Below are 26,087 nucleotides of genomic sequence, written 5' to 3' on the forward strand. Positions count from 1 at the left end.
TTTTCTTACGGGCATTTTTATTTTATCGGCTGAAAGACAGCCGATAAAATTGGCGTGGCGGAAAATAGTATGGTTACTCAATAAAAGGGAGTTGTTGTATTACTCTCAAGGTTTCACATTGTAACGTCAAGAGATTGTCTTATTCCCACATATTGTGGGAAAGTATTCTCTTATTTTATGAGAAAACATTCCCATATATTGCGGGAAAATAGTTCCACAATATATGGGAATAATGGAACTACTCTGGAAACAAAAAGATAATCACAATGAAAACAAAGAGACACAATAAGCAACTGAATAAATCAAGCAAGGCAGACGTAACGTGAAAGAATGAATTCACAATCGCACCGAAAGAAAATATACTTTTGATGTAGTCGCCTTATGATTCATCCTAAAAAGAGAACACTCCTATCCAAATTCTTTTTATCTTTGACGAACTTTTTAAATACACCTCAAAAGATGAAGAAAAAAAAGAGAAATATTCTACTATCAATTCTAATCGGAGCATTCCTCCTTTGTGCAGTTGCCGGAGGCACCTTTTATTATTATCTGTTTGCCCCCCAATTTCACCCATCTAAAACCGTATATATTTATGTAGACCGGGATGATACTGCCGATTCTATCTACCATAAAATAAAAGAATTCGGGCATGTCAATAAGTTCACCGGATTCCAGTGGATGGCAAAATACAAGGATTTCGATCAGAATATCCATACCGGTCGTTATGCCATTCGCCCCAATGACAATGTTTATCATGTATATAGCCGTTTTTCCAGAGGTTATCAAGAGCCTATGAACCTTACTATCGGAAGCGTCCGGACATTAGACCGATTGGCGCGAAGCATCGGCAAGCAACTCATGATAGACTCTGCCGAAATCGCGAGCCAACTGTTCGACTCTACTTTCCAAGCGCAAATGGGATATACCAGCATAACACTCCCCAGCCTCTTCATACCGGAAACCTATCAGGTATATTGGGATATGAGCGTAGACGAATTCTTCAAACGAATGAAGGACGAACACGAACGATTCTGGAATAAAGATCGCCTGTCACAAGCTACCGCCATCGGCATGACACCGGAAGAAGTCAGCACTCTTGCTTCCATCGTTGAAGAAGAAACCAACAACAACGAAGAAAAGCCAATGGTAGCCGGATTGTATATCAACCGGTTACATCAAGATATGCCCTTACAAGCAGATCCCACCATCAAATTTTCCCTGCAGGACTTTGGTCTGCGCCGAATTACCAACGAACATTTAAAAGTCAATTCTCCCTATAATACCTATATAAATACCGGATTACCTCCGGGTCCCATCCGTATTCCTTCTAAAAAGGGAATAGATAGCGTGTTGAACTATACCAAACATAACTATATCTACATGTGCGCCAAAGAAGATTTTTCCGGAACTCACAACTTTGCCTCCAATTACACCGACCACATGGCAAATGCAAGAAAATACTGGAAAGCCCTGAATGAAAGAAAGATTTTCAAGTAAATTTGTGATAAAACGAACGGAAAAGCCTATCTTTGCCCGATAGATTAACAAACTGTGATCAACACTAAATAAAAGAAATAGATATGAGCAAGCAACTCTTACTTGGCGATGAAGCCATTGCACAAGCTGCACTGGATGCCGGACTTTCAGGCGTTTATGCCTATCCGGGTACTCCTTCAACTGAAATTACGGAATATATTCAAATGGCCCCTATAACGACCGAACAGAATATACACAACCGTTGGTGTGCCAATGAAAAAACAGCGATGGAAGCTGCGTTGGGTATGTCTTTCGTAGGTAAACGGGCATTAGTTTGTATGAAGCACGTAGGTATGAATGTAGCTGCCGACTGTTTCGTCAACTCTGCCATCACAGGCGTGAAAGGCGGATTGATTGTGATAGCCGCAGACGATCCCAGTATGCACTCCTCGCAGAACGAACAGGACAGCCGTTTCTACGGAGACTTCTCACTGATACCGATGTACGAACCAAGCAATCAGCAGGAAGCGTATGATATGATATACAGTGGCTTCGAATTCTCTGAAAAGCTAGGCGAACCGATCCTGATGCGTATGGTAACCCGCCTGGCACACTCCCGTTCAGGAGTAGAACGCAAAGAGCAAAAGCCGCAGAACAGCATCTCTTTCAGCGAAGATCCGCGTCAGTTCATCTTGTTGCCGGGAAATGCCCGCAAACGCTACAAAGTATTGCTTGCCCGCCAAGACGAATTTATCAAAGCTTCAGAAGAATCACCTTATAATAAATACACAGACGGTCCTAACAAAAAGCTGGGAATCGTAGCTTGTGGTATCGGTTACAATTATCTGATGGAAAACTATCCGGAAGGTTGCGAATATCCGGTACTCAAGATCGGCCAATATCCATTGCCTAAAAAACAATTGCATCAATTGATCGAGTCTTGTGACGAAATCCTAGTTCTGGAAGACGGACAACCCTTTGTAGAAAAACAATTGAAAGGCTATCTGGGTATCGGCGTTAAAGTAAAAGGACGCCTCGACGGTACTCTGTCACAGGACGGAGAATTAAATCCGGACTCTGTAGCCCGTGCCGTAGGTAAAGAGAATAAATCGGAATTCGGTATTCCTTCTGTTGTAGAAATGCGCCCGCCTGCACTTTGCGAGGGCTGCGGACACCGCGATATGTATATCACGCTGACCGAAGTTCTGAAAGAAGAATATCCATCCCATAAAGTATTCAGCGACATCGGCTGTTACACATTAGGCGCAAATGCTCCTTTCAATGCAATCAACTCATGTGTGGACATGGGTGCTTCCATCACAATGGCAAAAGGTGCCGCTGACGGAGGCCTTTTCCCGGCTGTAGCTGTCATCGGCGATTCAACCTTCACCCATTCAGGAATGACCGGACTGTTAGATTGCGTGAACGAGAACGCCAGTGTAACCATCGTCATCTCCGACAATGAAACCACCGCCATGACAGGTGGACAGGACTCTGCCGGAACCGGACGCATCGAAGCGATCTGTGCAGGTATCGGAGTAGATCCGGCCCATATCCGTGTAGTTACTCCATTGAAGAAAAACTATGAGGAGATGAAGCAAATCATTCGCGAAGAAATCGAATATCGTGGTGTATCTGTCATTATCCCACGCAGAGAGTGTATCCAGACATTAGCACGCAAAAAAAGAAGTAAGTAAGCCATGAAAAAAGACATTATATTATCAGGAGTCGGCGGACAGGGGATTCTGTCCATTGCCACAGTAATCGGCAAAGCTGCCTTGAAAGAAGGATTATACATGAAACAAGCGGAAGTGCACGGAATGAGTCAACGCGGAGGAGATGTTCAATCCAATCTCCGTATCAGCGACCAGCCGATTGCTTCAGACCTGATCCCATCAGGCAAATGTGATCTCATCATCTCATTGGAACCGATGGAAGGATTGCGTTACCTCCCCTACCTTAGCCCTACCGGCTGGTTGGTGACTAACGAAACCCCGTTTGTCAACATCCCCAATTATCCGGAAACAGACAAAGTGATGGCAGAAATCAACAAACTGCCTCATAAGATAGTATTGAACGTAGACAAAGTGGCAAAAGAAGTAGGCTCCGCCCGCGTTCCCAACATTGTCTTACTGGGAGCAACAATCCCATTCCTGGGCATTGATTACGAAAAAGTGCAAGACAGCATCCGTGAAATCTTCCAGCGTAAGGGAGAAGCAATTGTAGAAATGAATCTTAAAGCATTGGCAGCCGGCAAAGAAATTGCGGAAAAGCTGATGCAATAAAAGGCATTACCATGAGTACACAATACTGGGAAGAAGAATTAGAAACCATGAGCCGGGAGAAGTTGCAGGAATTGCAGCTTCAACGGCTTAAAAAAACAATCAATATAGCTGCGAACGCTCCATATTACAAAGAAGTTTTCAACAAACATGGCATCACGGCAGATAGCATACAGTCATTGGATGATATCCGCAAAGTACCTTTCACTACCAAATCTGACATGCGCGCCCACTACCCGTTCGGACTGGTGGCAGGTGATATGAGCAATGATGGTGTACGTATTCACTCTTCCAGTGGTACCACCGGAAACCCGACTGTTATCGTTCACTCACAACACGACCTCGATTCCTGGGCCAACCTGGTAGCCCGCTGTCTGTATGCAGTAGGAATACGCAAGACTGACGTTTTCCAAAACAGCTCCGGATACGGTATGTTTACAGGAGGCTTAGGCTTCCAATACGGTGCAGAACGCTTGGGCTGCCTGACAGTCCCTGCCGCTGCAGGAAACAGTAAACGACAGATTAAATTCATCAACGACTTTAAGACTACCGCTTTACATGCTATCCCCAGCTATGCCATCCGCCTTGCAGAAGTCTTCCAGGAAGAAGGTCTCGATCCCAAAGGAACCACACTGAAAACCCTGGTTATCGGTGCCGAACCCCACACCGACGAACAACGCCGGAAAATAGAAAAGATGCTGGGCGTAAAAGCATACAACAGCTTCGGTATGACAGAAATGAACGGCCCCGGTGTTGCCTTCGAATGTCAGGAACAGAATGGAATGCACTTCTGGGAAGACTGCTACCTGGTAGAAATTATCGATCCGGAAACAGGCGAACCCGTTCCGGAAGGAGAAATCGGAGAATTAGTACTTACGACTCTCGATCGTGAAATGATGCCGTTAATTCGCTATCGTACCCGCGATTTAACCCGTATTCTTCCCGGAAAATGCCCATGTGGCCGTACCCATATCCGCATCGACCGTATCAAAGGCCGCAGTGATGATATGTTCATTATCAAGGGAGTAAACATCTTCCCGATGCAGGTAGAAAAGATTCTCGTACAATTCCCCGAATTAGGCAGCAACTACCTGATTACGCTGGAAACTGTCAACAACCAAGACGAAATGATCGTCGAAGTAGAATTAAGCGACCTTTCTACCGACAATTATATTGAACTGGAGAAAATCCGCAAGGATATTACCCGCCAATTGAAGGATGAAATATTGGTGACTCCTAAAGTTAAACTGGTAAAGAAAGGCTCTCTCCCTCAAAGCGAAGGAAAAGCCGTCCGGGTGAAAGACTTAAGAGACAACAAGTAACGATTCAAATATCCATGTGCTAATATACCAACCGCCGTTTTCACCATGCGGGATGGAATATTAGCACATTATTAATTAATATCATACAGCATGCAATTACTTAAAAAAAGAATTCTGCAAGACGGAAAATGCTACGAAGGAGGTATCCTGAAAGTAGACGGTTTTATTAATCATCAAATGGACCCTGTCCTGATGAAATCAATCGGAGTCGAGTTTGTCCGTCGTTTTGCAGCCACAAACGTAAATAAGATTATGACAATCGAAGCCAGCGGCATCGCCCCGGCTATCATGACAGGCTACCTAATGGATTTACCAGTTGTATTTGCAAAGAAAAAGTCTCCTAAAACCATCCAGAATGCACTAAGCACCACTGTGCACTCATTCACTAAAGATCGTGATTATGAAGTCGTTATCAGTGCCGATTTCCTCACTCCAAATGACAATGTTCTTTTCGTGGATGACTTCCTCGCGTATGGCAATGCCGCATTAGGCATTATCGACCTCATCAAGCAATCCGGAGCAAATTTGGTAGGAATGGGATTCATTATTGAAAAAGCCTTCCAAAATGGGCGTAAAAAACTTGAGGAGCAAGGCGTCAGAGTAGAAAGCCTGGCTATCATTGAAGATTTATCCAATTGCTGCATTAAAATCAAAGACGAGTAGATTAATTGGCGAGTGGATTAATTAGGATTGAAATACTGCCCTTTATCTTTCGTTCTTTTCCCATATTGCACCGCATGCTGCGGACAAACATGATAACATGCCAGGCATGAGGTGCAATCCATCCCCCAAACAGGCTTTCTGCCCATCATCATAATATTCCCTACCGGACAACTCTTCTCACAACGCCTACATCCAATACAAGCATCCGTAGTATAAAAATTCTCGGGAGACATCTGAAAGCGATTAAATAAAGGATTGATAATCCTCGTCTTAATAAAAGGAATACTCCCTTCATGACAAAGAAACAACTCTTCCCTCCTACTTATTGAAGCATTAATTTGATTGACAGTCGGAATAGCATCTGCCAGTTTTTTCTCCTCTAGTTCTTTCTTATCTACGTCAAAACCGGGAAGCAATACATAATTATTGGGCATAGTCACAGAAAAGCCTGCATGACACTTCCAGCCTTTATGACTCAAAGCCTTCTCCAGCACCTGCTGCGTAAGCCCGGTATCATCCCCACAGGAACAAACAAAAAACAAATATTGTCTTTTATACCCCTTTAAAGAGAGTTGCCGAATAAAATTAAGTACGATTGCAGGAGGCGCCCACGAATAGACAGGAAATACAAAACCGATCTTTTCATCTTTCCGCAAACAAAACTCAAACGTTCTGTTCTTTAACGCATCGGGAATAAAAAACAATTCTTCTTTTTGCTCTTTGGAAAGCTGATTTGCAATCCATTTAGAATTACCTGTACCGGAGAAATAGAATATCATAGAAAAGTATATAAAAAAGCCGCATCGACGATGTGATGAAACTCTGATAGAACAAGATTTGAGCGCTCGCCCTCTTTGTAATCCACCGGCTTAAAGCTGTCCCGAAGGATGTGGCCCGCCATTGAAGAACGAAGCTTTCTCGGTGCATCAGATTAATTTGAAGAGTTTCCCGATCCAGTCGATACGGCTAATATTTTTGTATCACAAATGTAATAAGAATACATGAAACTAACAAGAAAAAAAAGGATTTTGTTTGCCAACTAACATTTTTTTTATTCCCTTTCATCTGCCTAACAAAAGAAAAGTGCCAGTTACTAGCTTAGTAACTGACACTTTGTAACTCGTAAACTATTGATGCTTAAGCAGCTTTTGCTTTTGCAACTACAGCTTTGAAAGCTTCCGGGTGATTCATAGCTAAATCAGCCAAAACCTTACGGTTTATTTCAATACCGGCTTTGTGCAGACCGCCCATCAATTTAGAATAAGACATTCCTTCAAGACGTGCAGCAGCGTTGATACGTTGTATCCAAAGAGCGCGGAAGTTTCTTTTCTTATTTCTACGGTCACGGAACGCGTAAGTCAAACCCTTTTCCCAAGTGTTTTTAGCTACGGTCCATACATTCTTTCTTGCACCAAAGTAACCTCTGGTTAATTTCAAAATTTTCTTTCTTCTTGCTTTTGAAGCAACATGATTTACTGATCTTGGCATAGTTTTACTTTTTTTGAATGTTAGCGCCGCTACTTCACGCAGCGAACTTCAGGCTAATGCATTCGGTTAATACTTTAATAATACTTTTACGCTTTTGATTACTTCATTGCTAAGAGTTCCTTAACCTGGCTTACATTTGTTGTATCAACAGTTGTAGAGTAGCACAGATTTCTTTTTCTCTTCTTAGTTTTCTTAGTCAAAATGTGACTGTGAAAAGCGTGCTTTCTTTTGATTTTACCTGTTCCGGTAAGGGTAAACCTTTTTTTAGAACCGGAGTTAGTCTTCATCTTTGGCATCTTACTTGTTTTTAAATTATTAAATATATAATGGCAACGCACTATACCTGCGCGTTACGCATCCTTTCTTATTCTTCGCCCGTTTCCGGCTTCTCTGCTTTTTGTGCAGGAGCAGCAGGTTTCGGTGTTCCAGCTGTTGCCGGCTTTTTAGAAGCTTCTTTCTTTTTCGGAGAAAGCTGAATAGTCATGCGCTTACCTTCCAGTATCGGCATTTGATCTACTTTAGCGTAGTCTTCCAAGTCATTTGCAAAACGAAGCAAAAGCACTTCACCTTGCTCCTTGAAAAGGATGGAGCGACCTTTAAAGAATACATAAGCCTTCACCTTATCGCCATCTTCCAAAAATCCTTTAGCATGCTTCAACTTAAAGTTGTAATCATGGTCGTCTGTCTGGGGTCCGAAACGGATTTCCTTCACATTAACCTTAACCTGCTTCGCTTTCTGTTCCTTCTGGCGTTTCTTTAATTGATAAAGAAATTTAGAATAATCAATAATACGACAAACAGGGGGTTGAGCATTAGGAGAAATTTCCACTAAATCCAATTCTCTCTCTTCAGCCATTTTCAGAGCCTGAAAGATTGGATATACTTTCGGTTCAATATCATCGCTTACTATGCGAACTTCCTTGGCACGAATCTGTTCATTGATTCTGTATTGCCCTTTTAGAGTGTCATTCTTCATTAAAAACGTTTACTTCCTAGTTTGATCTTTTTATTGTTATACTAAATATTTTATTCTGAAACGGCTGCAAAGTTACCATTTATTTATCATATTCTGAACTTCTTCGTTCAAAATTTTAGCAAATTCTTCAAATTTCATGGTTCCTTTGTCACCTTCGCCTTGTCTACGAACAGAAACTTCTCCATTTTCAGCTTCTTTTTCGCCGACAATCAGCATATAAGGAATACGTTTCATCTCATTATCACGAATCTTACGGCCGATCTTCTCGTTACGATCATCTACAATCGCACGGATTTCGTGTATCTTCAGATACATCTTCACCTGCTCTGCATATTCATTGAACTTCTCACTGATTGGCAGAATAACTACCTGTTCCGGTGTCAGCCACAATGGGAATTTACCGGCAGTATGTTCAATCAGTACGGCAACAAAACGTTCCATTGATCCGAACGGAGCACGGTGAATCATTACCGGGCGATGCTTCTGATTGTCAGAACCCATATATTCAAGTTCAAAACGTTCCGGCAAGTTGTAGTCAACCTGAATCGTACCCAGCTGCCAACGACGACCGATAGCGTCTTTCACCATAAAGTCAAGTTTAGGACCATAGAAAGCTGCTTCTCCATACTCAATCTTAGCAGGCAATCCTTTTTCCGCACAAGCCTCGATAATAGCCTGTTCAGCCTTCTCCCAGTTATCATCGCTACCGATGTACTTTTCACGGTTCACTTTATCACGCAAGGATATCTGTGCTTCAAAATTCTGGAAATCCATAGAACGGAACACGATAGATATGATATCCATCACACGAAGGAATTCATCTTTCACTTGTTCCGGACGGCAGAAGATATGCGCATCATCCTGTGTAAAGCTACGTACACGAGTTAAACCATGTAACTCACCACTTTGTTCATAACGACAAACCGTACCAAATTCTGCAATACGCAATGGAAGGTCCTTATATGAACGTGGGAAGTTCTTGTAAATCTCACAGTGGTGAGGGCAGTTCATTGGTTTCAAGAAATACTCTTCACCCTCTTCCGGAGTATGAATAGGCTGGAATGCATCCTTACCATATTTTGCATAGTGACCTGAAGTCACATACAGCAATTTATTACCAATTGGCGGAGTGATTACTTCCTGATAATCGTAACGTGTCTGAATACGACGCAAGAACTCTTGCAGACGCAGACGCAATGCAGTACCTTTTGGCAACCACATAGGAAGTCCCTTACCTACAGTTTCGGAGAACATAAACAACTGCATCTCCTTACCGATCTTACGGTGGTCACGCTTCTTCGCTTCTTCCAGCAATATCAGATATTCATCCAGCATTTTTTTCTTCGGGAACGTGATACCATAAATACGGGTCAGCATCTTACGATCTTCATGACCACGCCAGTAAGCACCAGCCACTGAAGTCAACTTGATAGCCTTGATCGGAGCAGTCGTCATCAAGTGAGGACCACGACAAAGGTCAGTAAATGCACCCTGGGTATAAGTTGTAATGTGTCCGTCTTCCAGTTCAGAGATCAATTCACATTTGTATGTTTCGCCACGATCGCCAAACATTTTCAGAGCATCTGTCTTTGCGATGCTTTTTCTGACTACCTCTTCTTTCTTTGCAGCCAGTTCCAACATTTTAGCTTCAATGGCTGGAAGGTCGCTTTCTTTAATCACAGCTTCACCCGGATCCACATCATAGTAGAATCCGTTCTCGATAGCCGGTCCGATACCAAACTGGATACCCGGATAAAGTTCCTGCAAAGCTTCCGCCAGCAAATGTGCACTTGTATGCCAAAACGCATGTTTACCTTCTTCATCATCCCATTTATAAAGAACAAAATTAGCATCTTCATTAATAGGACGTCCTAAATCATAAGTCTCGCCGTTCACTCCACATGCCAGCACTTCCTGTGCCAGACGCGAGCTGATACTTTCAGCAATCTGTAAACCGTTCACTCCTTCGTTATATTCACGAACGGAGCCATCGGGAAATGTTATCTTTATCATAATATGATGATGTTATATTTTCATAATTTGAACGCAAAAGTAACTAAATCTTTTGAGTTTTCTATTTTTTATCAAAAAAATGTTATTCCGATTGATCCGTAAAACGTTTGATAACATTATAAGCAGAAACAATCCCCAACTCACCGGCTTTACTCAAATCAGAAATACCCAGCTTATTATTTCCTAAGAAAATATGAGTCAGTCCACGATTGAAGTAAGCGTCTGCAAAATCAGGATTCAGCTCGATCGCCTTATCATAGTCGACAATTGCAGCCCGGTAATCTTTCAACATGGCAGAAACATTGGCACGATTATAATATGCATATACAAAGTCCGGAGCCAGATTTATCACCTTATCCAAATCTTTTCTCACCACCTCATAATCTACTGCGGTAATCTCTTTACGCTTATTATCGCCAGGAACAACATCTGTTTCGACAGCTTGTTCCGCTTTCTGATATTCCAACTGTTTACAACGAATCAATGCACGCATAAAATATGCCGGGAAGAAATCACCATCCAGCAAGATTGTCTGAGTCAAATCAGAGACCGCACTCGAGAAGTCCTGCACCAAATAAAAATCAATTGCACGGGCAAAACGTTTTGAGGCATTCTTATCATCTTCCACAATAGCCGATGTATGTGTATCGATCAAGGCAAAATGCACTTTCACCTGTTCTTCCGTCAACGGAGCTTCCATATTCGTGATGCGAAGACGTTTCGGAAGTATACCTGTACGGTTTAAACCCTCAATATATTTGTGAAAGTTCACCGAACGCTTCACGTCACTCATCTTCTCATAATAAGTCAAAGCGAACATCGGTTCCAGTTTTATATTTACGTTCTTATCCTGCACACGTCCACGATAATCACTTGTATAGCGTTGTTCAGCTTCGGAATCATCGGCAATCACTATCTTACGATAGTTATTCATATTCTTATCTGATTTCTTACGGGTCTTCTCTCCGCCTTCCTCTTCGTTTTCCTTATCCTTATTCTGTGCTACATCTTTATTCGTCACACCGTTCTGCTTATCTATTTGAGCTTTCATGACTTTAAACTCGTCCTGCTCCGCTCCTTTCTTGTCGCCAATCTTTCTGCGAGCTTCCGAACGCTGGTAATATCCGGCAAGGAAGTTCGGATACTGGTTGATAACAGTTGTGTAATCTTGTATTGCCCCGCGATAATCACCCGTTTGGGCACGTAGCAATCCACGGTTAAAGACAGCCATCATATTATCCGGCTCCATCTTGATGACAAAGTCAAAATCTTCAATAGCCCGGTTGTCATCTCCTACCCGAGCACGCAACAAACCACGGTTATAATGACCGATAAAGTTATTCGGATCAATATCCAACGCCAGATCATAATCGCTCATAGCGCCTCTCAAATTATTCTGATGAAAGCGTGCCAATGCACGGTTTATATAATTTCCCGCATTCTTAGCGCTCAAAGGAATAGCACGGTTGAGATCCGCTTCAGCTTCCGCATACTTAGCCTGCTGTAATTTAACGATCGCTCTTGCAGACCATGCGTCCGGATCATATTTATCCAGTTCAAGAGCCTTATTGAAGTCGTTCAAAGCAGCAATCGTATCTTTCTGTTGCAAGGACACTTCCCCCCTCATCAAATAAGCGCGGGTATAACGCGGAGATACTTTCAGCAAACTTTCCAAATCCTCTTTCGCAGCATCATAATCTTTCTTCTGGATATGAGATAATGTCAGATTATGCCATAAGGTAATATTCTCCGGATCATAATGCAATGCTTTCTTGTAATCTTCAACCGCTCCATCAAATTTACTCTGACGAATCCTTGCCAAACCACGAATCTGATAAGCACCCACCACAAACGGATTGCGTTGGATAGCTGCATCACAGTCTGTTTCAGCACCCTGGAAATCCTCCAGATTTAGTTTTGCCAATGCCCTGAAGAAATAGGGCTCATACAGATAAGGTTTAGCGTTAATAACCTGGTTAAAGTACTGAATAGAAAGTACATAGTCCTCAAAATAAAGAGCGTTTCGGGCAATAGTCATCACCCGATCCGTATTTATCTGAGCACACACCAGCGTTGGGAACAGTAATAAAACTGTTAAGATTCTTTTTACCATTGATATTTTATGCTTGTAAACGAAGCAAAAATAATGCTTTTCGCTTACTTAACAGGGATATAAACGTTTTTTATCTTTATTTCACCTGTTTCATCTTATAAGAACTGCGTGCTTTTCCCTTCAACATCGTATTCAGCTTTCCTTTAATCATCTGCTTACGAAGCGGTGAGATATGGTCGATAAACATCTTACCATCCAAATGATCGAATTCATGCTGCATCACCCGAGCCAGATAACCCTCTACCTCTTCTTCATGCTCCACAAAATTCTCGTCCATATATTTCACGCGAATTTTATCACCTCTTTTCACTGTTTCATGAATACCGGGAAGACTGAGACAGCCCTCTTCCATGTTCACTTCTTCGCCCCCGACTTCCAGAATGTGGGGATTGATATAAGCCTTATTGAAGTCTTTAAATTCAGGATACTCCTCCGAAAGCGGATCCAACGTAATAGTAACCACGCGAATAGGCAAACCAATCTGCGGAGCAGCCAGTCCTACGCCATCGGCGTGCACCATTGTTTCAAACATGTTTTCAATCAACTCTTTCAGGTTCGGATAATCCGGTGTTATGTCCTCTGCAACCTTTCTCAATACAGGCTGACCATATACATAAATAGGTAAAATCATATTTTTATACTCTATTAAAAATTAAGTTATTTAATATCTTCTATTAAAAACGTTTACTCTCCAAATATGTTTGCAAAATAATAGTAGCACTTATCTCATCCACCAATGCTTTATTTTGGCGGTCCTTTTTCTTCAGACCGGCCTCCAACATGGTACGATGCGCAAGAACAGAAGTAAACCGTTCGTCCACATATTCGACCGGAAGGTCCGGATAGCGCTTCTTCAGCGAACGAACAAAAGGTTCTATATTCTTCATATTCTCCGAAACCTCATTATTCATTTGCTTTGGCAATCCAATAATAATCCGCTCCACCGGTTCTTTAGCCATATATTCACCGATAAAGTTCAGAAGTTCATGCGTAGGCACTGTTGTCAATCCGTTTGCGATTAACTGCATAGTATCGCTCACAGCTATCCCAGTACGCTTTCTTCCATAATCTATTGCTACTATTCTGCTCATGGGGTACAAAAATACAAAAAAGACGCTTCCTGTGAAAGGAAACGTCTCTTTTATTCTATTATTTAAAATGTATATTATTCTTCAACAATAGCTACACGGCTTAACTTAGCATCATCATAGAACATGTTGCCTACGCCACCCTTGTAATCAACTTTCAACTGAGAAGCAGGAACACCGAATTCATTAACCATCAGGTCACGAACTGCTTCAGCTCTCTTCTTACTCAATTTCATGTTATATTCAGCAGAACCAGTACCTTTATCAGCATAACCTGTTACAGTAAATACTTTATCAGTTGCTTTGATACCTTTAGCCATAGCTTCGATATTCATATACTCTCTCTTGCTGATGTTGCTCTTTCCAATATTAAATACAACAACGTAACGTGGAATGAAACCAGCTTCTTTCTTAACGATCACTTCCGGTTTTTTGTTACGTGCTTCAACCAAGTCACGTTTCAAAGATTCATTTTCACCCTTCAGAGCGTTTACTCTGTCTCTCATGTCGTTCAACTGACTTTCCGGAACCATCGGTACAGTAGGAACAGCATCCCAACCACGTTTCTTGAACTTGTAAGTAACACCTACAGTCAGACCAGCCAATCCTTCAGGACCTGAGTTACCAAATGCGCCTTTCATCAAAAGTCCGCGCAATTCAACGTTAAGATCCAAAGCTGAAGACAGACGGAAGCGGTTGATCAAACCGGCATTGATACCCAGTTCATCATAACCCGGACCTTTACCTGTGTGTACGAATCCAGCACCTACATAAGGAATGAATGAGTACAGACGATCTTCTTTATAACCACAGAACATATTGGTAAGGTTCAACAATACGTCTCCGTGAAGGTTAACAACATTCCATTTTTCTTTGTAGTAACCATTAGAGTACTGTCCTCCGTCTACAAGCGGACCGTTAGCATAAGGAGTAGCACCTTTAGCCTGAAGACCGTTGTAAGCCACGCGTAATCCGATACCTGGAGTAAACCACTTACCTACAGCAATGTCAAGTGCCGGAGCAAGACGTTTTCCGAAGTCGGCTTTACCATCATTGTCGCCAAAATACATTTGTGCGCCAACGCCACCACTAATAAACCAGTTAGCACCAAAGCGGTTAGTTTCCACTCTATAACTCTTTGCTGCATTTTCTTTTTCTTGTGCAGGCAGACATACAGATGCTGCTGCCAATAAAATAAACAATAAACCCTTTTTCATCTCAATTTATTTTAGTAAATAATATATTTCAATTGTCTTACAGGATAGATACACAACCCAAATGTTCTACACCTGACTAAGAGACAATAAACGTCATTCTTCTTTCTAAATTTAGTGCAAATATAGATATTTAATATAACACAAACAAAAAAACACGTAAATTTTCATTCATTCATAGATTTTTATAGAGCGATAAAAGTCTTAGATAACTCCAGAAGGCATCTGAAAGGGGTTGTGACAAAAGAATTAAAACAAAAAAAATAGTCAATGATAAATAATATCACTGACTATTTTTCTTCTTTGTCTATATACTTTGTTAATATACCAGTTTTACATTGTCAACCCATAATGTATTTCCCGGAGAACCGATATAAGCTCCTCCATGACTGGATGTGAATTGAATATACATATGAGTCGGAACATCATTTTCATCTCCCCAGGCCACTTCGTGGATAGGCACGCTTTCACCCTTGCTGTTCACCGTATAACTTTCGGTTGCTTGCAGACGCATCATGTGCGCCTTGTATTCCGGACGATTCGTTATATCACCATACATAATCTCATAAGTCACATTATTTTTCCAGTCCGTAGAGTGATAATAATAAGTCACCATTGTCCCTATCCGTTTCGCATACACATTTCCATTGGCATCTTCCCAACGTTTTTGCAGCAACAGGATAGCTGCCGGATAATCTTTTCCGGGCACATCCGTAATCTTACTGAAACCGGTAGCACGAATACGATTCTCCCGGTCAGACATCTTCACCTTGTAATCAAACTGAAGAGCAACCGGTTTTTTTGTAAACGGAATACCCGTCTGCAGCATTTTCTGCGGATTTTTAGTGCCCTTAATCGGCTCATGCACCGAACCGGTAAAGATAGAACCTGCCGCCAACACTGTAATATTAACCAATCCCAGCACTTTCACACTTTCCATGCGTGTATCCAAACGAGCACAGTATCCATCTCCCCGCTTCTCCGGAAAGACCGAAGTATTAGTTTTCGTAATACCGGCCACTTTCGCCATCACATTCGAAGTAGCCCAAGGCGAACCACCCATATTCTTATAAACCTGATCTCCCTTGATCACCGACGTCGGCCCTATCGCATATACATTCTTAGTATTCCCACCAATAATGCTCGACTCCTTTATCTGACGGTCCACCCATTGATCCATGTCCCCGAAAGGAATCACCTCAACTTTATGTTGCGCCATCAAAGACAAGGAAGAAATAAATGCAACGAAACCTGTCATCAACAGGCGATGAATGCTTTTCTGAATCATCAATACTTTTCCTTTCTTTTTCTTCTTATAATTTATAATCCCATTGTTTCAAAGCAAAATCCCAGTTCTTTTCTACCAATTGAATCGTACGGTCATCATATTTATATTTATTCTTCTTATATCCCTTCTTTCCGCCCACGTATTTTTCTATATCGCTACGTGCTTCAGCAAATCCGGGGATAGAAAGAGACTTATAAATAGTTTCCGTCATGCCCATCGCATCCGCTTCGAAATCTTCAAATTTCACTTCCATCAGGTTACCTTCCGGAATAAACTTCTTATCCGATTCATACTTATGATAAAGCTTTGCATAGATAGAAAGGATATTTTCCTCCAATTGTTCATTGCTAACATCCTGCAATTTCAACGGCTGAATCGTATTTGTAAAGAAACTGCGTGTAGATTCGAATACAGTATACGGGTTACGCACCAGGTAGATAAACTTAGCATTCGGGAACATTTTCACCAATTCCTTCACCCTTCCGGTATGCGGAGGGTTCTTACTAAGGAATTGAGTACCATGAGTATTCCACAAAGAAATCTTAATCAATTTAGTGAACACCTCTTCAAATACCTTCAATTCGGCATCCGTTATGTCATCAAACAAAAGATATTTATCAGCGTACTCCTGCTGATACTTCGGCAGAAACCAGAAATTATAATAGGTATAAGGCATCATGTTCGACAAAGCAAACTCCTCTTCCTGGGGAAGATCCACTGCCAGTTCCATATTATCCGTCGGACGCTTATCCGGCATCAGCCAACTCATATTCTTTTTGAAGAAAGGTTGTCCCCACATCATCAGATGAGGAAATACAGTCTGATAAGTAGTGTTATACCCAAAATGCTTATCACAAGAGAATACATTATGTACAAACGTAGTTCCGCTTCGCCAGTGTCCCAGGATAAATACCGGGTCATGCTCCAACGGCTGATTAGCGAGCAGTTTCTCGTAACGCTTGTCCTGCAATGACGCCAATGGAGAAAGCAATCGACACACAGCCTTAGTCAATCGATATTTCCCCTTGTAGGCTGCATCAATTTCACGACCGGCAGTAATAGCCTTGAATGTCTTCCAGTCGGCACCTACCAATGTATTAATCGGAAGTTTATTAAATTCGAGTAATCCCACTTTATTAATTAAAAATTAAAAATCGAAAATTAGAAATGACAGTAAAACCATCATTTCCAACTTCCAAATTATTGTTTAACAATCTATTTTATTAGTCGTACGGCCAAGCCCTGGCGTTCCAACTCCTTCACAGCTTTTTCTACCGCTTCATAATGTTCCGGAGCAATTCCCAGCTTCGTCATATCCAATACCGGCACATCTTCCGTGTCACTCATATCTTTCATTTCCACCCGGTCGATAATCATACCTACCGCAGAAGTATTATCGGTGATCGGGTCAATCAAGATAAAGGAACCGCACGATTTATTTTTCTTATAAGGATCAAAGAACAGCTCTTTAGCCGTAGTCAATACCACGCGAGCAATCTGATTCAATTGCAAAGGCAAAGTTTCTTTGGTCAACTGGCCATTCTCCAGAGACAGATGTTCCATTGTATTCACATCCACCTTGTACTTTATTGTATCGATGCGCGTACGGCTCAAATTGGTAGTCTGTTTAATAAAGAACGATTTATTAATATCCATCGGTTCTTCATCCATCCAAACCATCATCGCTTCAAAATTACGATCCACAGTCGGCAGATTGTCAGGATGCACCAACATTTCACCACGTGACACGTCAATTTCATCTTCCAGCGTCAAAGTCACAGACTGCGGTGGGAAGGCATAATCCAACTCTCCGTCATAAGTCACGATGCTCTTCACCTTAGAAGTTTTTCCGGAAGGAAGTGCCATCACTGTATCGCCTTTGCGAACAATCCCCGATGCCACTTTACCGCAGAATCCTCTGAAGTCCAAATTCGGACGAAGCACATATTGAACCGGGAAACGGAAATCCGTAAAGTTGTGGTCATTGTCGATATGAACCGTTTCAAGGAAATCGAGCAAAGAAATCCCCTTGTACCACGGAGTACGTTCAGACTTATCCACCACATTATCCCCATCCAATGCAGAAAGAGGAATACAGTTTACGTCCGGAATACCCAACGGAGTAACAAACTTCTTATAGTCAGCCACAATCTCATTAAAACGCTCTTCCGAGAAGTCCACCAAGTCCATCTTGTTGACAGCCAATACCACATGCTTGATCCCCAGCAAAGACACCAGAAAAGTGTGACGACGAGTCTGGGTAATCACTCCCGTGCGGGCATCCACCAAAATGATAGCCAGGTTAGCCGTAGATCCGCCGGTAATCATGTTACGGGTGTACTGTTCGTGTCCCGGAGTATCCGCGATGATAAACTTACGGCCATTAGTAGAAAAATAGCGATAAGCCACATCAATTGTAATTCCCTGTTCACGTTCAGCCTTCAAACCATCCAGCAATAACGCATAGTCAATATGCTCACCTGCATTTCCTACACGCTTACTATCACGTTCCAGTGCATCCAGTTGATCTTCATACAATTTCTTACTGTCAAACAACAAGCGTCCGATCAATGTTGATTTTCCGTCATCCACCGAACCCGCAGTCAACAGTCTCAATAAGTCTTTCTGTTCATCCTTGTCCAGAAAAGCTTTTATATCTAATTTATTATCTGCCATTACTAGTTACAATTAAAAGTATCCTTCACGTTTCTTTTGTTCCATACTACCCTCCTGGTCAAAGTCAATCACACGGGTAGTACGCTCACTCTTGGTGGTAGTCATCATTTCTTCCACAATCTCTTCGATTGTAGCAGCTCCGCTTTCCACTGCCCCAGTCAGAGGCCAGCAGCCCAACGTACGGAAACGCACCATCTTCATTTCAATCTGATCCCGGTACTTTTCAGGCAAACGCTCATCATCTGCCATAATAATATTACCATCCAAATTAATCACCGGACGTTCCTTAGCATAATAAAGCGGAACAATCGGAATATTCTCCAGACGAATATACTGCCAGATATCCAACTCTGTCCAGTTACTAATCGGGAATACACGGATACTCTCCCCCTTGTGCACACGGGCATTATAAATATCCCACAATTCAGGACGCTGATTTTTCGGGTCCCATTGATGAAATTTATCCCGGAAAGAGAAAATACGTTCCTTCGCGCGTGACTTTTCCTCATCGCGGCGGGCACCACCAAATGCAGCATCAAACTTATATTTATCCAGCGCATGAAGCAATGCCTGCGTCTTCATTAAGTCTGTATGCACTTTACTTCCATGCGTAAAAGGTCCTACCCCTGCATGAAAAGCCTCCATATTACTTTCCACGATCAGATTCCATCCGTACTTCTTCGCATATTCATCACGGAACTGAATCATCTCCTTGAATTTCCATTTCGAGTCGATGTGCATCAATGGGAATGGCACTTTACCCGGATAAAACGCTTTTTCAGCCAAGCGTACCATCACCGAAGAATCCTTTCCGATACTGTAAAGCATCACCGGATTCTCAAATTCCGCCGCCACCTCGCGGATGATATGAATAGACTCGGCTTCGAGTTCCTTCAAGTGGCTTAATTTATATTCTTCCATTATTTTTAAAATTATGAATTACGAATTATGAATTTGCTGATAACCGCATACTAATTCTTCATCCCTAATTCCTCATTCTTCATTTTATACTCTTCACTTTTGGCAAAACAAGCTCCAACAAACGGTTCACCGATTCCTCCAAAGTCAATTTGGAAGTATCCAGCGACAAAGCCGGATGTTCCGGAACCTCGAATGGTGCGGAAATTCCTGTAAAATTCAGAATCTCCCCTTTCCGTGCCTTCGCATATAAGCCTTTCACATCACGTTTCTCACACTCCTCCAGCGGAGTGCTAACGAAAACTTCCAGAAAATCATCCTTACCGATAATATTCGCAGCCATTTCGCGAATATCATTATTAGGGCTGATAAATGCAGCAATCGTAATGATGCCACTATCCAAAAACAGCTTAGACACTTCAGCTATACGACGAATATTTTCCACCCGGTCCGTTTCGGAGAATCCCAGGTTATTATTAATTCCACTACGGATATTATCCCCATCCAAGATACGGCAAAGCAATCCACGCTTATGGAGTTCACGTTCCAATGCAATAGCAATCGTGCTCTTTCCGGAACCGCTCAATCCGGTAAACCAGATCATCACACTGTGTTGCCCTAAAAGTTCTTCTTTATCCTGCCGCGTCATCATGCGGTCAAATATCGGATATATATGGTTCTTTTCTTCCATTTACAGATTTATTTATTAAAAGTTCCAGATCAATGGGATCAGGATAATAGATATTAAGAAAGTTATAATATTAAGCGGCAAACCGATACGTACAAAATCCGTAAACTTATAGTTACCGATACCTTGCACAATCAGATTCGTTTGATAACCGATAGGCGTTGAGAAACTGGCAGATGCAGCCATACAAATCACCACAAAGAAGGGCGTCGGACTTACTCCCAATTGTGAAGCAATCGACAATGCCAGCGGGAAAGCCAAGGCAGCCGCAGCATTATTCGTTATCAGTTCCGTAAACAGATTCGTAATGATAAACAACATCGCGAGCAACACGTGCGGACCATAATCATCACTCAATCCGATAATAAACTTCGCAACGCTATCTGCCACACCGGAGTTCACCATTGCCTTACTGATAGCAAACGCACAGGCAATCGTAATCAATATATCCCACGAAATATATTTAGTGTATTTACGGGCAGGGAACAGATTTGTCCATGCCATAATAATAGTAGTGATAGACACAAAGAAAAACATATCCAACTTGATACCCGGAAACATCTCCTTTGTTATCGGAAGCTCACCCACCGTTGCACCCACAATCATCAGAACCAATAACAGCAAAGCAAACCAACGTTTTTTCTTTCCGGTAGTATCCGGTTCATTTCCATTCGTCAACAAGACAAACACAGAAGATTCACCCCATGTCGGAATAAATGTATCATCAGCCATCACCACCAGCGTATCTCCTTCATGAAGCACCACATCATCCAGATTTGTTACGAAACGCTGTCCATTACGCGTCTTGATTTCTTTTACTTCGGCACCATAATGACGTTGAAAATTAAAATCTTTCAGTTTTTTATTAATACCGGGAAAGCGAGCCCCCAAAACAGCCTCTACCCGATGCAACTTCCCCCCCTCTTCTACTTCTTCATCCGGCACAGCCGTGTCCGGACGCGCATCCGGCAAAAGACGCTTGGAAAAAAGAAATATATAAATAATTCCGGCAATAGCGATGAATATTCCCACCTTTCCGAGTTCGAACATAGAAAAGCCTTCAAATCCGGCTTCCAATATCATTCCATGCACCACCAGGTTAGTAGAAGTACCGATCAACGTACAGATACCTCCCAAAATAGTCACATAAGAAAGAGGAATCAGGAACTTCGTAGCCGGGAGATTCACCGATTTAGCCCAATGCTTGATAATCGGAGCAAAAATAACCACGACAGGCGTATTATTCAGAAAGGCAGAAATAAATGCCACCGAAGGCAAGATACGCAACTGTGCTTTAAACACCGTTGTCTTTCCCTGCGGAAGCAACTTCTTAATCACTTGTCCCAGTGTACCCGACTGACGAATACCTTCACTCACCAAAAACAGCAGAGCAACGGTAATCATCCCTTTATTACTAAACCCTTCCAGCATCTCCTTAGGAGTCAGAATGCCGGCACACAGAAACAATACCACTACCGAAAAAAGTATCATGCCCGGACGCATCTTGTCTGCTACCAAAGCCGCTACCATTCCTAATAGGGATAATAGTACAAATACGATTTCAAATGTCATATAAACATTATTTAGTGTTCTCTTTTTGGCTCAACAACAAACCACGGATTCAATAAATCCTCCTTGTTATATCGTAGAGGTTCTTCCTTTCCAGCCTGATATACTTCCATCCCTGCGGCACGGGCTATCGCATGCCCTGCAGCCGTATCCCACTCCATTGTCGGAGCAAAACGCGGATATACATCAGCCTTTCCTTCAGCAACCAGACAGATTTTAATAGAACTTCCGCTCGAAATCAACTCCACACTGCCGTGTTTCTTCTTTAAATCTGCAATATATGATTCTGTTTCAGGCGATAGGTGCGAACGTGAAGCAACCACAATCAGACGATCGTGCACTTCCTTCAAAGGTAACCGTTCTGATTTTCCGATCAGTTCTTCCAATGCCACGCCGTCACCTTCCAAACTGACAATAGCGGAACATTTATAAGCCCCTGCACCTTCAATCCCGAAATAAAGTTCTTTTTTCACAGGCACATAAATAACACCGAACACAGGCACAGAGTTCTGCACTAAAGCGATATTTACCGTAAATTCTCCATTACGCTTGATAAACTCCTTCGTTCCATCCAGCGGATCTACAATCCATAAAGTATCCCACTCACGTCGAGTCTCATACCCTAAATGCTTCCCTTCTTCACTAAGAACAGGAAAAGGAGTATCATTCAGAATAGCCACAATTGCTTCATGCGCTTTTCTGTCTGCTATAGTTAGCGGAGAGTTATCGGCCTTCCTCTCTATTTCAAAGTCCGATGCCGGATCATTATAAATAGAAAGAATCTTTTCACCTGCTTTTAAAGCCGCGTCGATAGCAGCCATTACATATTTTTGTTCCATTCAATCTCTAAATTAATGCCCTATTCACATTCAGGCAATACATTCTCCAAATTAAGAATTGACAAAAGTAAAAACTTTCTTTGCTATAAAAGTTTCCCTCCTATCATTTATAACTTCTTTTAGTAGAAAGATAAAAATATCTAAACGAAGAAGTCACTCATTTTCAATAAAAAAGCAGTAACTTCCCAGTTACCGCCTTCTTATTCGGAAAAAAACGTTCGTTCTTTCCAATATATATTACCAAAAAGAAATCAATATACGCGATACAGCAACCAAGCACCCTGGAAATCCGAACGGTTCGGATATTTAGCCTTGAATGCGTCGCGAGCTTCAGCAGCAGCAGCCTTATCAGCAAATGAATTTACGATAACGCGATACATTGCCTTGTCAGCATTAAATGCAATCGTAGAGTGATATCCTTGTCCATCCAACCAATCTTTCAGGCCTTCAGCATTCGCTTTCACACCAAAGCTACCTGCTACGATGCTATAATCTTTCAACCCTTCGTTGCCGGAAACCACTGTAACCTTTTCCTGACGAACGCCGGATGTATCTGCCACTTTAGTAGTTGTCACAGGAGCTGCAACCACCGGAGTTACTTCTACCGGAGCTTCCACCTGCGGTTCTGCCAATTCTTGCTGTTTCGCTTTTTCGTAAGCTTTCTTATAGGCACTTTCGCTGGATTTACAAGATGCAAATGCTAGCACCAAGCATACTCCCATTCCTAATACGACTAATTTTTTCATAATCCTATACTCTGTTTTAATTAATAATTCAATATTTTCGTCTATTACATTTAGTTTCGGGCAACAAAATAATAGAAATTTTATCATCCGGCAAAGAAATCCGTCAAAAAAACATCTATTCCGGCTTTTTCTTATACGAAATAGTACCCGTTGCCTGATAAGTAGGCATCAAAAGCACCTCTGCAATCTGAATATGCGCAGGAGCCGACGCGGCAAAATAAACTGTTTCCGCAATGTCATCTCCCGTCAACGGACGAATCCCTTTATAAAAATTATCGGCAGCTTCCTTATCTCCCCGATAACGCACCACTGTAAAGTTTGTCTCCACCATTCCCGGTTTGATGTTCGTCACTCTCAACGGAGTATCCACCAAATCGATCCGGAGTCCGTCCGAAAGAGCCTTCACGGCAGCTTTCGTTGCGCAATACACACTCCCACCCGGATAAGCGGCATCACCGGCAATAGATCCGATATTAATAATATGCCCGCGTCCGCGTTCTACCATACCGGGCACCACCAAACGCGTCATTGCCAGCAATCCTCTTATATTCGTATCGATCATGATATCCCATTCATCCAGGTTACCCTCGAATTCCTTATCCACACCGATCACCAGTCCGGCGTTGTTCACCAACACATCAATCGCCTTCCATTCTTCAGGCAATGATTCTAAAGAGGCGGCAGCCAGCTTCCGGTCGCGCACATCAAAGGGCAATATATAAACCCGTACACCATGCGTCGCTTCCAGTTCGGCTTTCAGTTCTTCCAGTTTCGAAACGGTACGGGCATTCAGAATCAGATTCCATCCCTCCTTCGCAAATTTACGGGCACAACCTTCGCCAATTCCGCTACTGGCACCGGTTATAAAAACAATCTTAGCTTCCATTATGTTTTGATTTACAATATTCGAAAACAAAAGTACGCCTTAACCTTCAAAGGTTAGCTACGAAAGTCAGTTAAATAAGATTAAACCATAAAAGAAAAAAAGAATTATAAAACGTAGCAAAAAATTTCAGTTTTCACGAACAACCTTTCCATAAAAATGTTATATTTGTTGTATCATAATCATTTTAAACATTATACATTATGAAAGGATTGAATGTTTTAGCAGCTTTTCTGGGTGGTGCAGCCGTAGGCGCAGCCCTTGGTATTTTATTTGCTCCTGAAAAAGGAGAAGACACCCGTCACAAAATCGCAGAGATTCTTCGTAAAAAGGGAATCAAGCTGAATCGCAGCGAAATGGAAACTCTCGTTGATGAGATTGCTGCGGAGATGAAAGGAGAAATAGCAGAATAAGTGAGTAATCAAAGACTAAAAACAGAGCGACCATGTTTGCAGACGATAAAAGTATTGAGAATTTTCAGCAGTTGTTTTTCGAGTTCAAGAAATATCTGGAGCTTCAAAAAGAATATACCAAATTAGAATTGACGGAGAAGTTAACCATACTTTTTTCCACGTTAATTATGATATTAGTACTTATTATCCTTGGCATGGTGGCTCTGTTTTATCTGCTTTTTGCTCTTGCTTATATATTGGAGCCTTTAGTGGGCGGTCTGATGTCGAGTTTTGCCATCATTGCAGGCATCAATGTTGTTCTCATCGCCCTGGTTATTATTTTCCGCAAGCAGCTCATCATTTCTCCGATGGTGAACTTCCTCGCTAATTTATTTTTAACTGATTCAAATAAATAAATTATGAATGCGCAGACCCCGCAGAAATTTACATTAGAAGAGATTGCCGAACGTAAAAAGAAGCTTTTAAATGAGATCCATGCTCAAAAAAAAGCCATGACAGCTACTACACGCGAAATATTCGCCCCACTTGCTCCGGCAACCAATAAGGCGGATGCAATCATGCGTTCGTTTAATACCGGTATGGCTGTATTTGATGGCGTAGTGATGGGAATCAAGATTATGCGGAAGGTGCGGGCGTATTTTAGAAATTTGAAATAAAAAATCATTTAATCAATCGCTTGATTAGATACTTTCAAATCATCTACGATTTGCTGTAGCACATCTTTTAACTTCGGCAAATCATGTTTTATCACGTCATAAACAATTTCAGCATCTAAATCAAAATAATGATGTGCGATTATATCCCTCATTCCCATTACTCCTTTCCAATCCATCCCTGGATAGAAAGATAATAACTTTTTATCTGTTAATTTATCAACACCTTTCACTCCTTCACCTATAGCTATTAATAACATACAAGTACTCTCCAATCTTTCCATCCCAGACGGAGTCAATAAATAAAAAGAAGGGGAGGTAATAGTTTCCGAGTTCGCTAATATCCTTTCCACCGTTTGGAGAATTTTCTTTAGCAATGATTCTATTATCTGACTTTTACACATAAATTCCATCTTTATTGATACACCCTCTCAATAATTCATCCATATTATTCCGCAACCGAACCACATCAACAGGGCATTTCAATAGTTTTTCCAATTCTTCTTTAATATGAACTAAAGTAAAGATAGAAGGTCTTTCAATTTCAACACAAATATCGACATCACTACCCTCACGTTGTTCACCACGAGCAACGGAGCCAAATATCCCCATGCGAGAAATACCATATTTAGCAGAATTCTTTCGCATATACTCACGAAGCAAGGATAAATATTCTACAGTAGTCAACATAATAAATTGCTTTTTATCTATACCACAAAGAAATGCATTTTCTTTCAAAAATACAATAGATAATCAATAAAAAATATCCTAATCCTTTA

Annotated in this window: 28 protein-coding genes; 8 read left to right on the forward strand and 20 right to left on the reverse strand. The window is 41.7% G+C overall.

Annotated features, from left to right (window positions below; all coding sequences use genetic code 11):
* The first annotated feature begins 459 nt into the window (after positions 1-459).
* The 5 genes from mltG (at position 460) to xpt (ending at position 5,743) form a co-directional block, all read left to right on the forward strand.
* Positions 460-1,497, forward strand: a complete 1,038-nt coding sequence (gene mltG, locus KFO40_RS22095) for an endolytic transglycosylase MltG (RefSeq protein ID WP_211146815.1) — start codon at positions 460-462, stop codon at positions 1,495-1,497.
* Positions 1,498-1,580: 83 nt separating this feature from the next.
* A complete protein-coding gene (locus KFO40_RS22100; protein ID WP_211146816.1) occupies positions 1,581-3,173 on the forward strand; it encodes a thiamine pyrophosphate-dependent enzyme in 1,593 nt (530 codons plus the stop codon).
* A 3-nt stretch (positions 3,174-3,176) separates the two neighbouring features.
* Entirely contained in the window at positions 3,177-3,761 is a 585-nt protein-coding gene (locus KFO40_RS22105) for an indolepyruvate oxidoreductase subunit beta (protein ID WP_211146817.1), read from the forward strand.
* A gap of 11 nt (positions 3,762-3,772) precedes the next feature.
* Complete coding sequence (locus tag KFO40_RS22110) at positions 3,773-5,080, forward strand: phenylacetate--CoA ligase (protein WP_151922947.1); 1,308 nt, start codon at positions 3,773-3,775, stop codon at positions 5,078-5,080.
* A gap of 90 nt (positions 5,081-5,170) precedes the next feature.
* Entirely contained in the window at positions 5,171-5,743 is a 573-nt protein-coding gene (gene xpt / locus KFO40_RS22115; protein WP_004311456.1) for a xanthine phosphoribosyltransferase, read from the forward strand.
* A gap of 17 nt (positions 5,744-5,760) precedes the next feature.
* Here the strand turns inward: xpt and KFO40_RS22120 are convergent, their stop codons facing one another.
* The 18 genes from KFO40_RS22120 to KFO40_RS22205 form a co-directional block, all read right to left on the reverse strand.
* On the reverse strand, positions 5,761-6,522 hold the full coding sequence (locus KFO40_RS22120) for an EFR1 family ferrodoxin (RefSeq protein WP_008774847.1): 762 nt from the start codon (positions 6,520-6,522) through the stop codon (positions 5,761-5,763).
* A gap of 358 nt (positions 6,523-6,880) precedes the next feature.
* Positions 6,881-7,231 carry a 50S ribosomal protein L20 gene (gene rplT, locus KFO40_RS22125; RefSeq protein WP_004297540.1) on the reverse strand — a complete coding sequence of 117 codons (351 nt, stop codon included), beginning with the start codon at positions 7,229-7,231 and terminating at the stop codon, positions 6,881-6,883.
* A 98-nt stretch (positions 7,232-7,329) separates the two neighbouring features.
* Positions 7,330-7,527: a 50S ribosomal protein L35 gene (gene rpmI / locus KFO40_RS22130; RefSeq protein WP_004326827.1), complete on the reverse strand. Its 198-nt coding sequence runs from the start codon at positions 7,525-7,527 to the stop codon at positions 7,330-7,332.
* 68 nt (positions 7,528-7,595) lie between these two features.
* Complete coding sequence (infC, locus tag KFO40_RS22135) at positions 7,596-8,207, reverse strand: translation initiation factor IF-3 (protein WP_008021991.1); 612 nt, start codon at positions 8,205-8,207, stop codon at positions 7,596-7,598.
* A 72-nt stretch (positions 8,208-8,279) separates the two neighbouring features.
* A complete protein-coding gene (gene thrS, locus KFO40_RS22140) occupies positions 8,280-10,220 on the reverse strand; it encodes a threonine--tRNA ligase (RefSeq protein ID WP_004313247.1) in 1,941 nt (646 codons plus the stop codon).
* A gap of 82 nt (positions 10,221-10,302) precedes the next feature.
* Positions 10,303-12,333 (reverse strand): tetratricopeptide repeat protein, encoded by a 2,031-nt coding sequence (locus tag KFO40_RS22145; protein ID WP_211146818.1) that lies wholly within the window; start codon positions 12,331-12,333, stop codon positions 10,303-10,305.
* Positions 12,334-12,409: 76 nt separating this feature from the next.
* The gene (gene def / locus KFO40_RS22150) at positions 12,410-12,964 is read right to left on the reverse strand and encodes a peptide deformylase (RefSeq protein WP_004313245.1); all 555 of its coding nucleotides are present in this window, start codon (positions 12,962-12,964) and stop codon (positions 12,410-12,412) included.
* A 43-nt stretch (positions 12,965-13,007) separates the two neighbouring features.
* Positions 13,008-13,424: a Holliday junction resolvase RuvX gene (gene ruvX / locus KFO40_RS22155; protein ID WP_008021987.1), complete on the reverse strand. Its 417-nt coding sequence runs from the start codon at positions 13,422-13,424 to the stop codon at positions 13,008-13,010.
* 74 nt (positions 13,425-13,498) lie between these two features.
* Positions 13,499-14,638 carry an OmpA family protein gene (locus tag KFO40_RS22160; RefSeq protein WP_004313243.1) on the reverse strand — a complete coding sequence of 380 codons (1,140 nt, stop codon included), beginning with the start codon at positions 14,636-14,638 and terminating at the stop codon, positions 13,499-13,501.
* A 316-nt stretch (positions 14,639-14,954) separates the two neighbouring features.
* A complete protein-coding gene (locus KFO40_RS22165) occupies positions 14,955-15,923 on the reverse strand; it encodes a PCMD domain-containing protein (protein WP_120144528.1) in 969 nt (322 codons plus the stop codon).
* Between the two features lie 25 nt (positions 15,924-15,948).
* A complete protein-coding gene (locus tag KFO40_RS22170) occupies positions 15,949-17,055 on the reverse strand; it encodes a sulfotransferase family protein (RefSeq protein WP_004313241.1) in 1,107 nt (368 codons plus the stop codon).
* 83 nt (positions 17,056-17,138) lie between these two features.
* Positions 17,139-18,599, reverse strand: a complete 1,461-nt coding sequence (cysN, locus tag KFO40_RS22175) for a sulfate adenylyltransferase subunit CysN (RefSeq protein WP_087322492.1) — start codon at positions 18,597-18,599, stop codon at positions 17,139-17,141.
* 12 nt (positions 18,600-18,611) lie between these two features.
* Complete coding sequence (cysD, locus tag KFO40_RS22180) at positions 18,612-19,523, reverse strand: sulfate adenylyltransferase subunit CysD (RefSeq protein WP_181981116.1); 912 nt, start codon at positions 19,521-19,523, stop codon at positions 18,612-18,614.
* Positions 19,524-19,599: 76 nt separating this feature from the next.
* Positions 19,600-20,208: an adenylyl-sulfate kinase gene (gene cysC, locus KFO40_RS22185; RefSeq protein ID WP_008021981.1), complete on the reverse strand. Its 609-nt coding sequence runs from the start codon at positions 20,206-20,208 to the stop codon at positions 19,600-19,602.
* A gap of 15 nt (positions 20,209-20,223) precedes the next feature.
* Positions 20,224-21,777, reverse strand: coding sequence for an SLC13 family permease (locus KFO40_RS22190; RefSeq protein WP_211146819.1), 1,554 nt, complete (start codon positions 21,775-21,777; stop codon positions 20,224-20,226).
* A gap of 11 nt (positions 21,778-21,788) precedes the next feature.
* Positions 21,789-22,613: a 3'(2'),5'-bisphosphate nucleotidase CysQ gene (gene cysQ, locus KFO40_RS22195; RefSeq protein ID WP_211146820.1), complete on the reverse strand. Its 825-nt coding sequence runs from the start codon at positions 22,611-22,613 to the stop codon at positions 21,789-21,791.
* 251 nt (positions 22,614-22,864) lie between these two features.
* Positions 22,865-23,359 (reverse strand): SPOR domain-containing protein, encoded by a 495-nt coding sequence (locus KFO40_RS22200; RefSeq protein ID WP_004313235.1) that lies wholly within the window; start codon positions 23,357-23,359, stop codon positions 22,865-22,867.
* 115 nt (positions 23,360-23,474) lie between these two features.
* Entirely contained in the window at positions 23,475-24,245 is a 771-nt protein-coding gene (locus KFO40_RS22205; protein WP_004313234.1) for an SDR family oxidoreductase, read from the reverse strand.
* A 200-nt stretch (positions 24,246-24,445) separates the two neighbouring features.
* On the opposite strand from KFO40_RS22205, the gene KFO40_RS22210 reads away from it, so the two are divergent.
* Genes KFO40_RS22210 through KFO40_RS22220 form a run of 3 tightly spaced genes read left to right on the forward strand, consistent with a single transcriptional unit; the run spans position 24,446 to position 25,311 of the window.
* Complete coding sequence (locus KFO40_RS22210) at positions 24,446-24,655, forward strand: YtxH domain-containing protein (RefSeq protein ID WP_004297513.1); 210 nt, start codon at positions 24,446-24,448, stop codon at positions 24,653-24,655.
* Between the two features lie 32 nt (positions 24,656-24,687).
* A complete protein-coding gene (locus KFO40_RS22215; protein ID WP_004297511.1) occupies positions 24,688-25,050 on the forward strand; it encodes a phage holin family protein in 363 nt (120 codons plus the stop codon).
* Positions 25,051-25,053: 3 nt separating this feature from the next.
* Positions 25,054-25,311, forward strand: coding sequence for a hypothetical protein (locus KFO40_RS22220; protein ID WP_087318912.1), 258 nt, complete (start codon positions 25,054-25,056; stop codon positions 25,309-25,311).
* An 8-nt stretch (positions 25,312-25,319) separates the two neighbouring features.
* Here the strand turns inward: KFO40_RS22220 and KFO40_RS22225 are convergent, their stop codons facing one another.
* The gene (locus KFO40_RS22225) at positions 25,320-25,712 is read right to left on the reverse strand and encodes a DUF86 domain-containing protein (RefSeq protein WP_118219944.1); all 393 of its coding nucleotides are present in this window, start codon (positions 25,710-25,712) and stop codon (positions 25,320-25,322) included.
* Positions 25,705-25,998, reverse strand: a complete 294-nt coding sequence (locus KFO40_RS22230; RefSeq protein WP_055235438.1) for a nucleotidyltransferase family protein — start codon at positions 25,996-25,998, stop codon at positions 25,705-25,707. The genes KFO40_RS22225 and KFO40_RS22230 overlap by 8 nt, the downstream gene beginning before the upstream one ends.
* Between the last annotated feature and the right edge of the window lie 89 nt (positions 25,999-26,087).

Source organism: Bacteroides sp. 1001302B_160321_D4, assembly GCF_015667765.1.
In the GTDB taxonomy this organism is placed as follows: domain Bacteria; phylum Bacteroidota; class Bacteroidia; order Bacteroidales; family Bacteroidaceae; genus Bacteroides; species Bacteroides xylanisolvens.

Coding starts and splice junctions, on each gene's coding strand:
- mltG (WP_211146815.1), top strand. CDS start 460: ATGAAGAAAAAAAAGAGAAATATTCTACTATCAATTCTAATCGGAGCA.
- KFO40_RS22165 (WP_120144528.1), bottom strand. CDS start 15,923: ATGATTCAGAAAAGCATTCATCGCCTGTTGATGACAGGTTTCGTTGCA.
- KFO40_RS22190 (WP_211146819.1), bottom strand. CDS start 21,777: ATGACATTTGAAATCGTATTTGTACTATTATCCCTATTAGGAATGGTA.
- def (WP_004313245.1), bottom strand. CDS start 12,964: ATGATTTTACCTATTTATGTATATGGTCAGCCTGTATTGAGAAAGGTT.
- KFO40_RS22105 (WP_211146817.1), top strand. CDS start 3,177: ATGAAAAAAGACATTATATTATCAGGAGTCGGCGGACAGGGGATTCTG.
- KFO40_RS22160 (WP_004313243.1), bottom strand. CDS start 14,638: ATGAAAAAGGGTTTATTGTTTATTTTATTGGCAGCAGCATCTGTATGT.
- KFO40_RS22225 (WP_118219944.1), bottom strand. CDS start 25,712: ATGTGTAAAAGTCAGATAATAGAATCATTGCTAAAGAAAATTCTCCAA.
- KFO40_RS22110 (WP_151922947.1), top strand. CDS start 3,773: ATGAGTACACAATACTGGGAAGAAGAATTAGAAACCATGAGCCGGGAG.
- KFO40_RS22230 (WP_055235438.1), bottom strand. CDS start 25,998: ATGTTGACTACTGTAGAATATTTATCCTTGCTTCGTGAGTATATGCGA.
- KFO40_RS22205 (WP_004313234.1), bottom strand. CDS start 24,245: ATGGAAGCTAAGATTGTTTTTATAACCGGTGCCAGTAGCGGAATTGGC.
- KFO40_RS22145 (WP_211146818.1), bottom strand. CDS start 12,333: ATGGTAAAAAGAATCTTAACAGTTTTATTACTGTTCCCAACGCTGGTG.
- ruvX (WP_008021987.1), bottom strand. CDS start 13,424: ATGAGCAGAATAGTAGCAATAGATTATGGAAGAAAGCGTACTGGGATA.
- KFO40_RS22210 (WP_004297513.1), top strand. CDS start 24,446: ATGAAAGGATTGAATGTTTTAGCAGCTTTTCTGGGTGGTGCAGCCGTA.
- xpt (WP_004311456.1), top strand. CDS start 5,171: ATGCAATTACTTAAAAAAAGAATTCTGCAAGACGGAAAATGCTACGAA.
- infC (WP_008021991.1), bottom strand. CDS start 8,207: ATGAAGAATGACACTCTAAAAGGGCAATACAGAATCAATGAACAGATT.
- cysN (WP_087322492.1), bottom strand. CDS start 18,599: ATGGCAGATAATAAATTAGATATAAAAGCTTTTCTGGACAAGGATGAA.
- thrS (WP_004313247.1), bottom strand. CDS start 10,220: ATGATAAAGATAACATTTCCCGATGGCTCCGTTCGTGAATATAACGAA.
- cysQ (WP_211146820.1), bottom strand. CDS start 22,613: ATGGAACAAAAATATGTAATGGCTGCTATCGACGCGGCTTTAAAAGCA.
- cysC (WP_008021981.1), bottom strand. CDS start 20,208: ATGGAAGAAAAGAACCATATATATCCGATATTTGACCGCATGATGACG.
- rplT (WP_004297540.1), bottom strand. CDS start 7,231: ATGCCAAGATCAGTAAATCATGTTGCTTCAAAAGCAAGAAGAAAGAAA.
- KFO40_RS22215 (WP_004297511.1), top strand. CDS start 24,688: ATGTTTGCAGACGATAAAAGTATTGAGAATTTTCAGCAGTTGTTTTTC.
- KFO40_RS22220 (WP_087318912.1), top strand. CDS start 25,054: ATGAATGCGCAGACCCCGCAGAAATTTACATTAGAAGAGATTGCCGAA.
- KFO40_RS22100 (WP_211146816.1), top strand. CDS start 1,581: ATGAGCAAGCAACTCTTACTTGGCGATGAAGCCATTGCACAAGCTGCA.
- KFO40_RS22120 (WP_008774847.1), bottom strand. CDS start 6,522: ATGATATTCTATTTCTCCGGTACAGGTAATTCTAAATGGATTGCAAAT.
- KFO40_RS22200 (WP_004313235.1), bottom strand. CDS start 23,359: ATGAAAAAATTAGTCGTATTAGGAATGGGAGTATGCTTGGTGCTAGCA.
- rpmI (WP_004326827.1), bottom strand. CDS start 7,527: ATGCCAAAGATGAAGACTAACTCCGGTTCTAAAAAAAGGTTTACCCTT.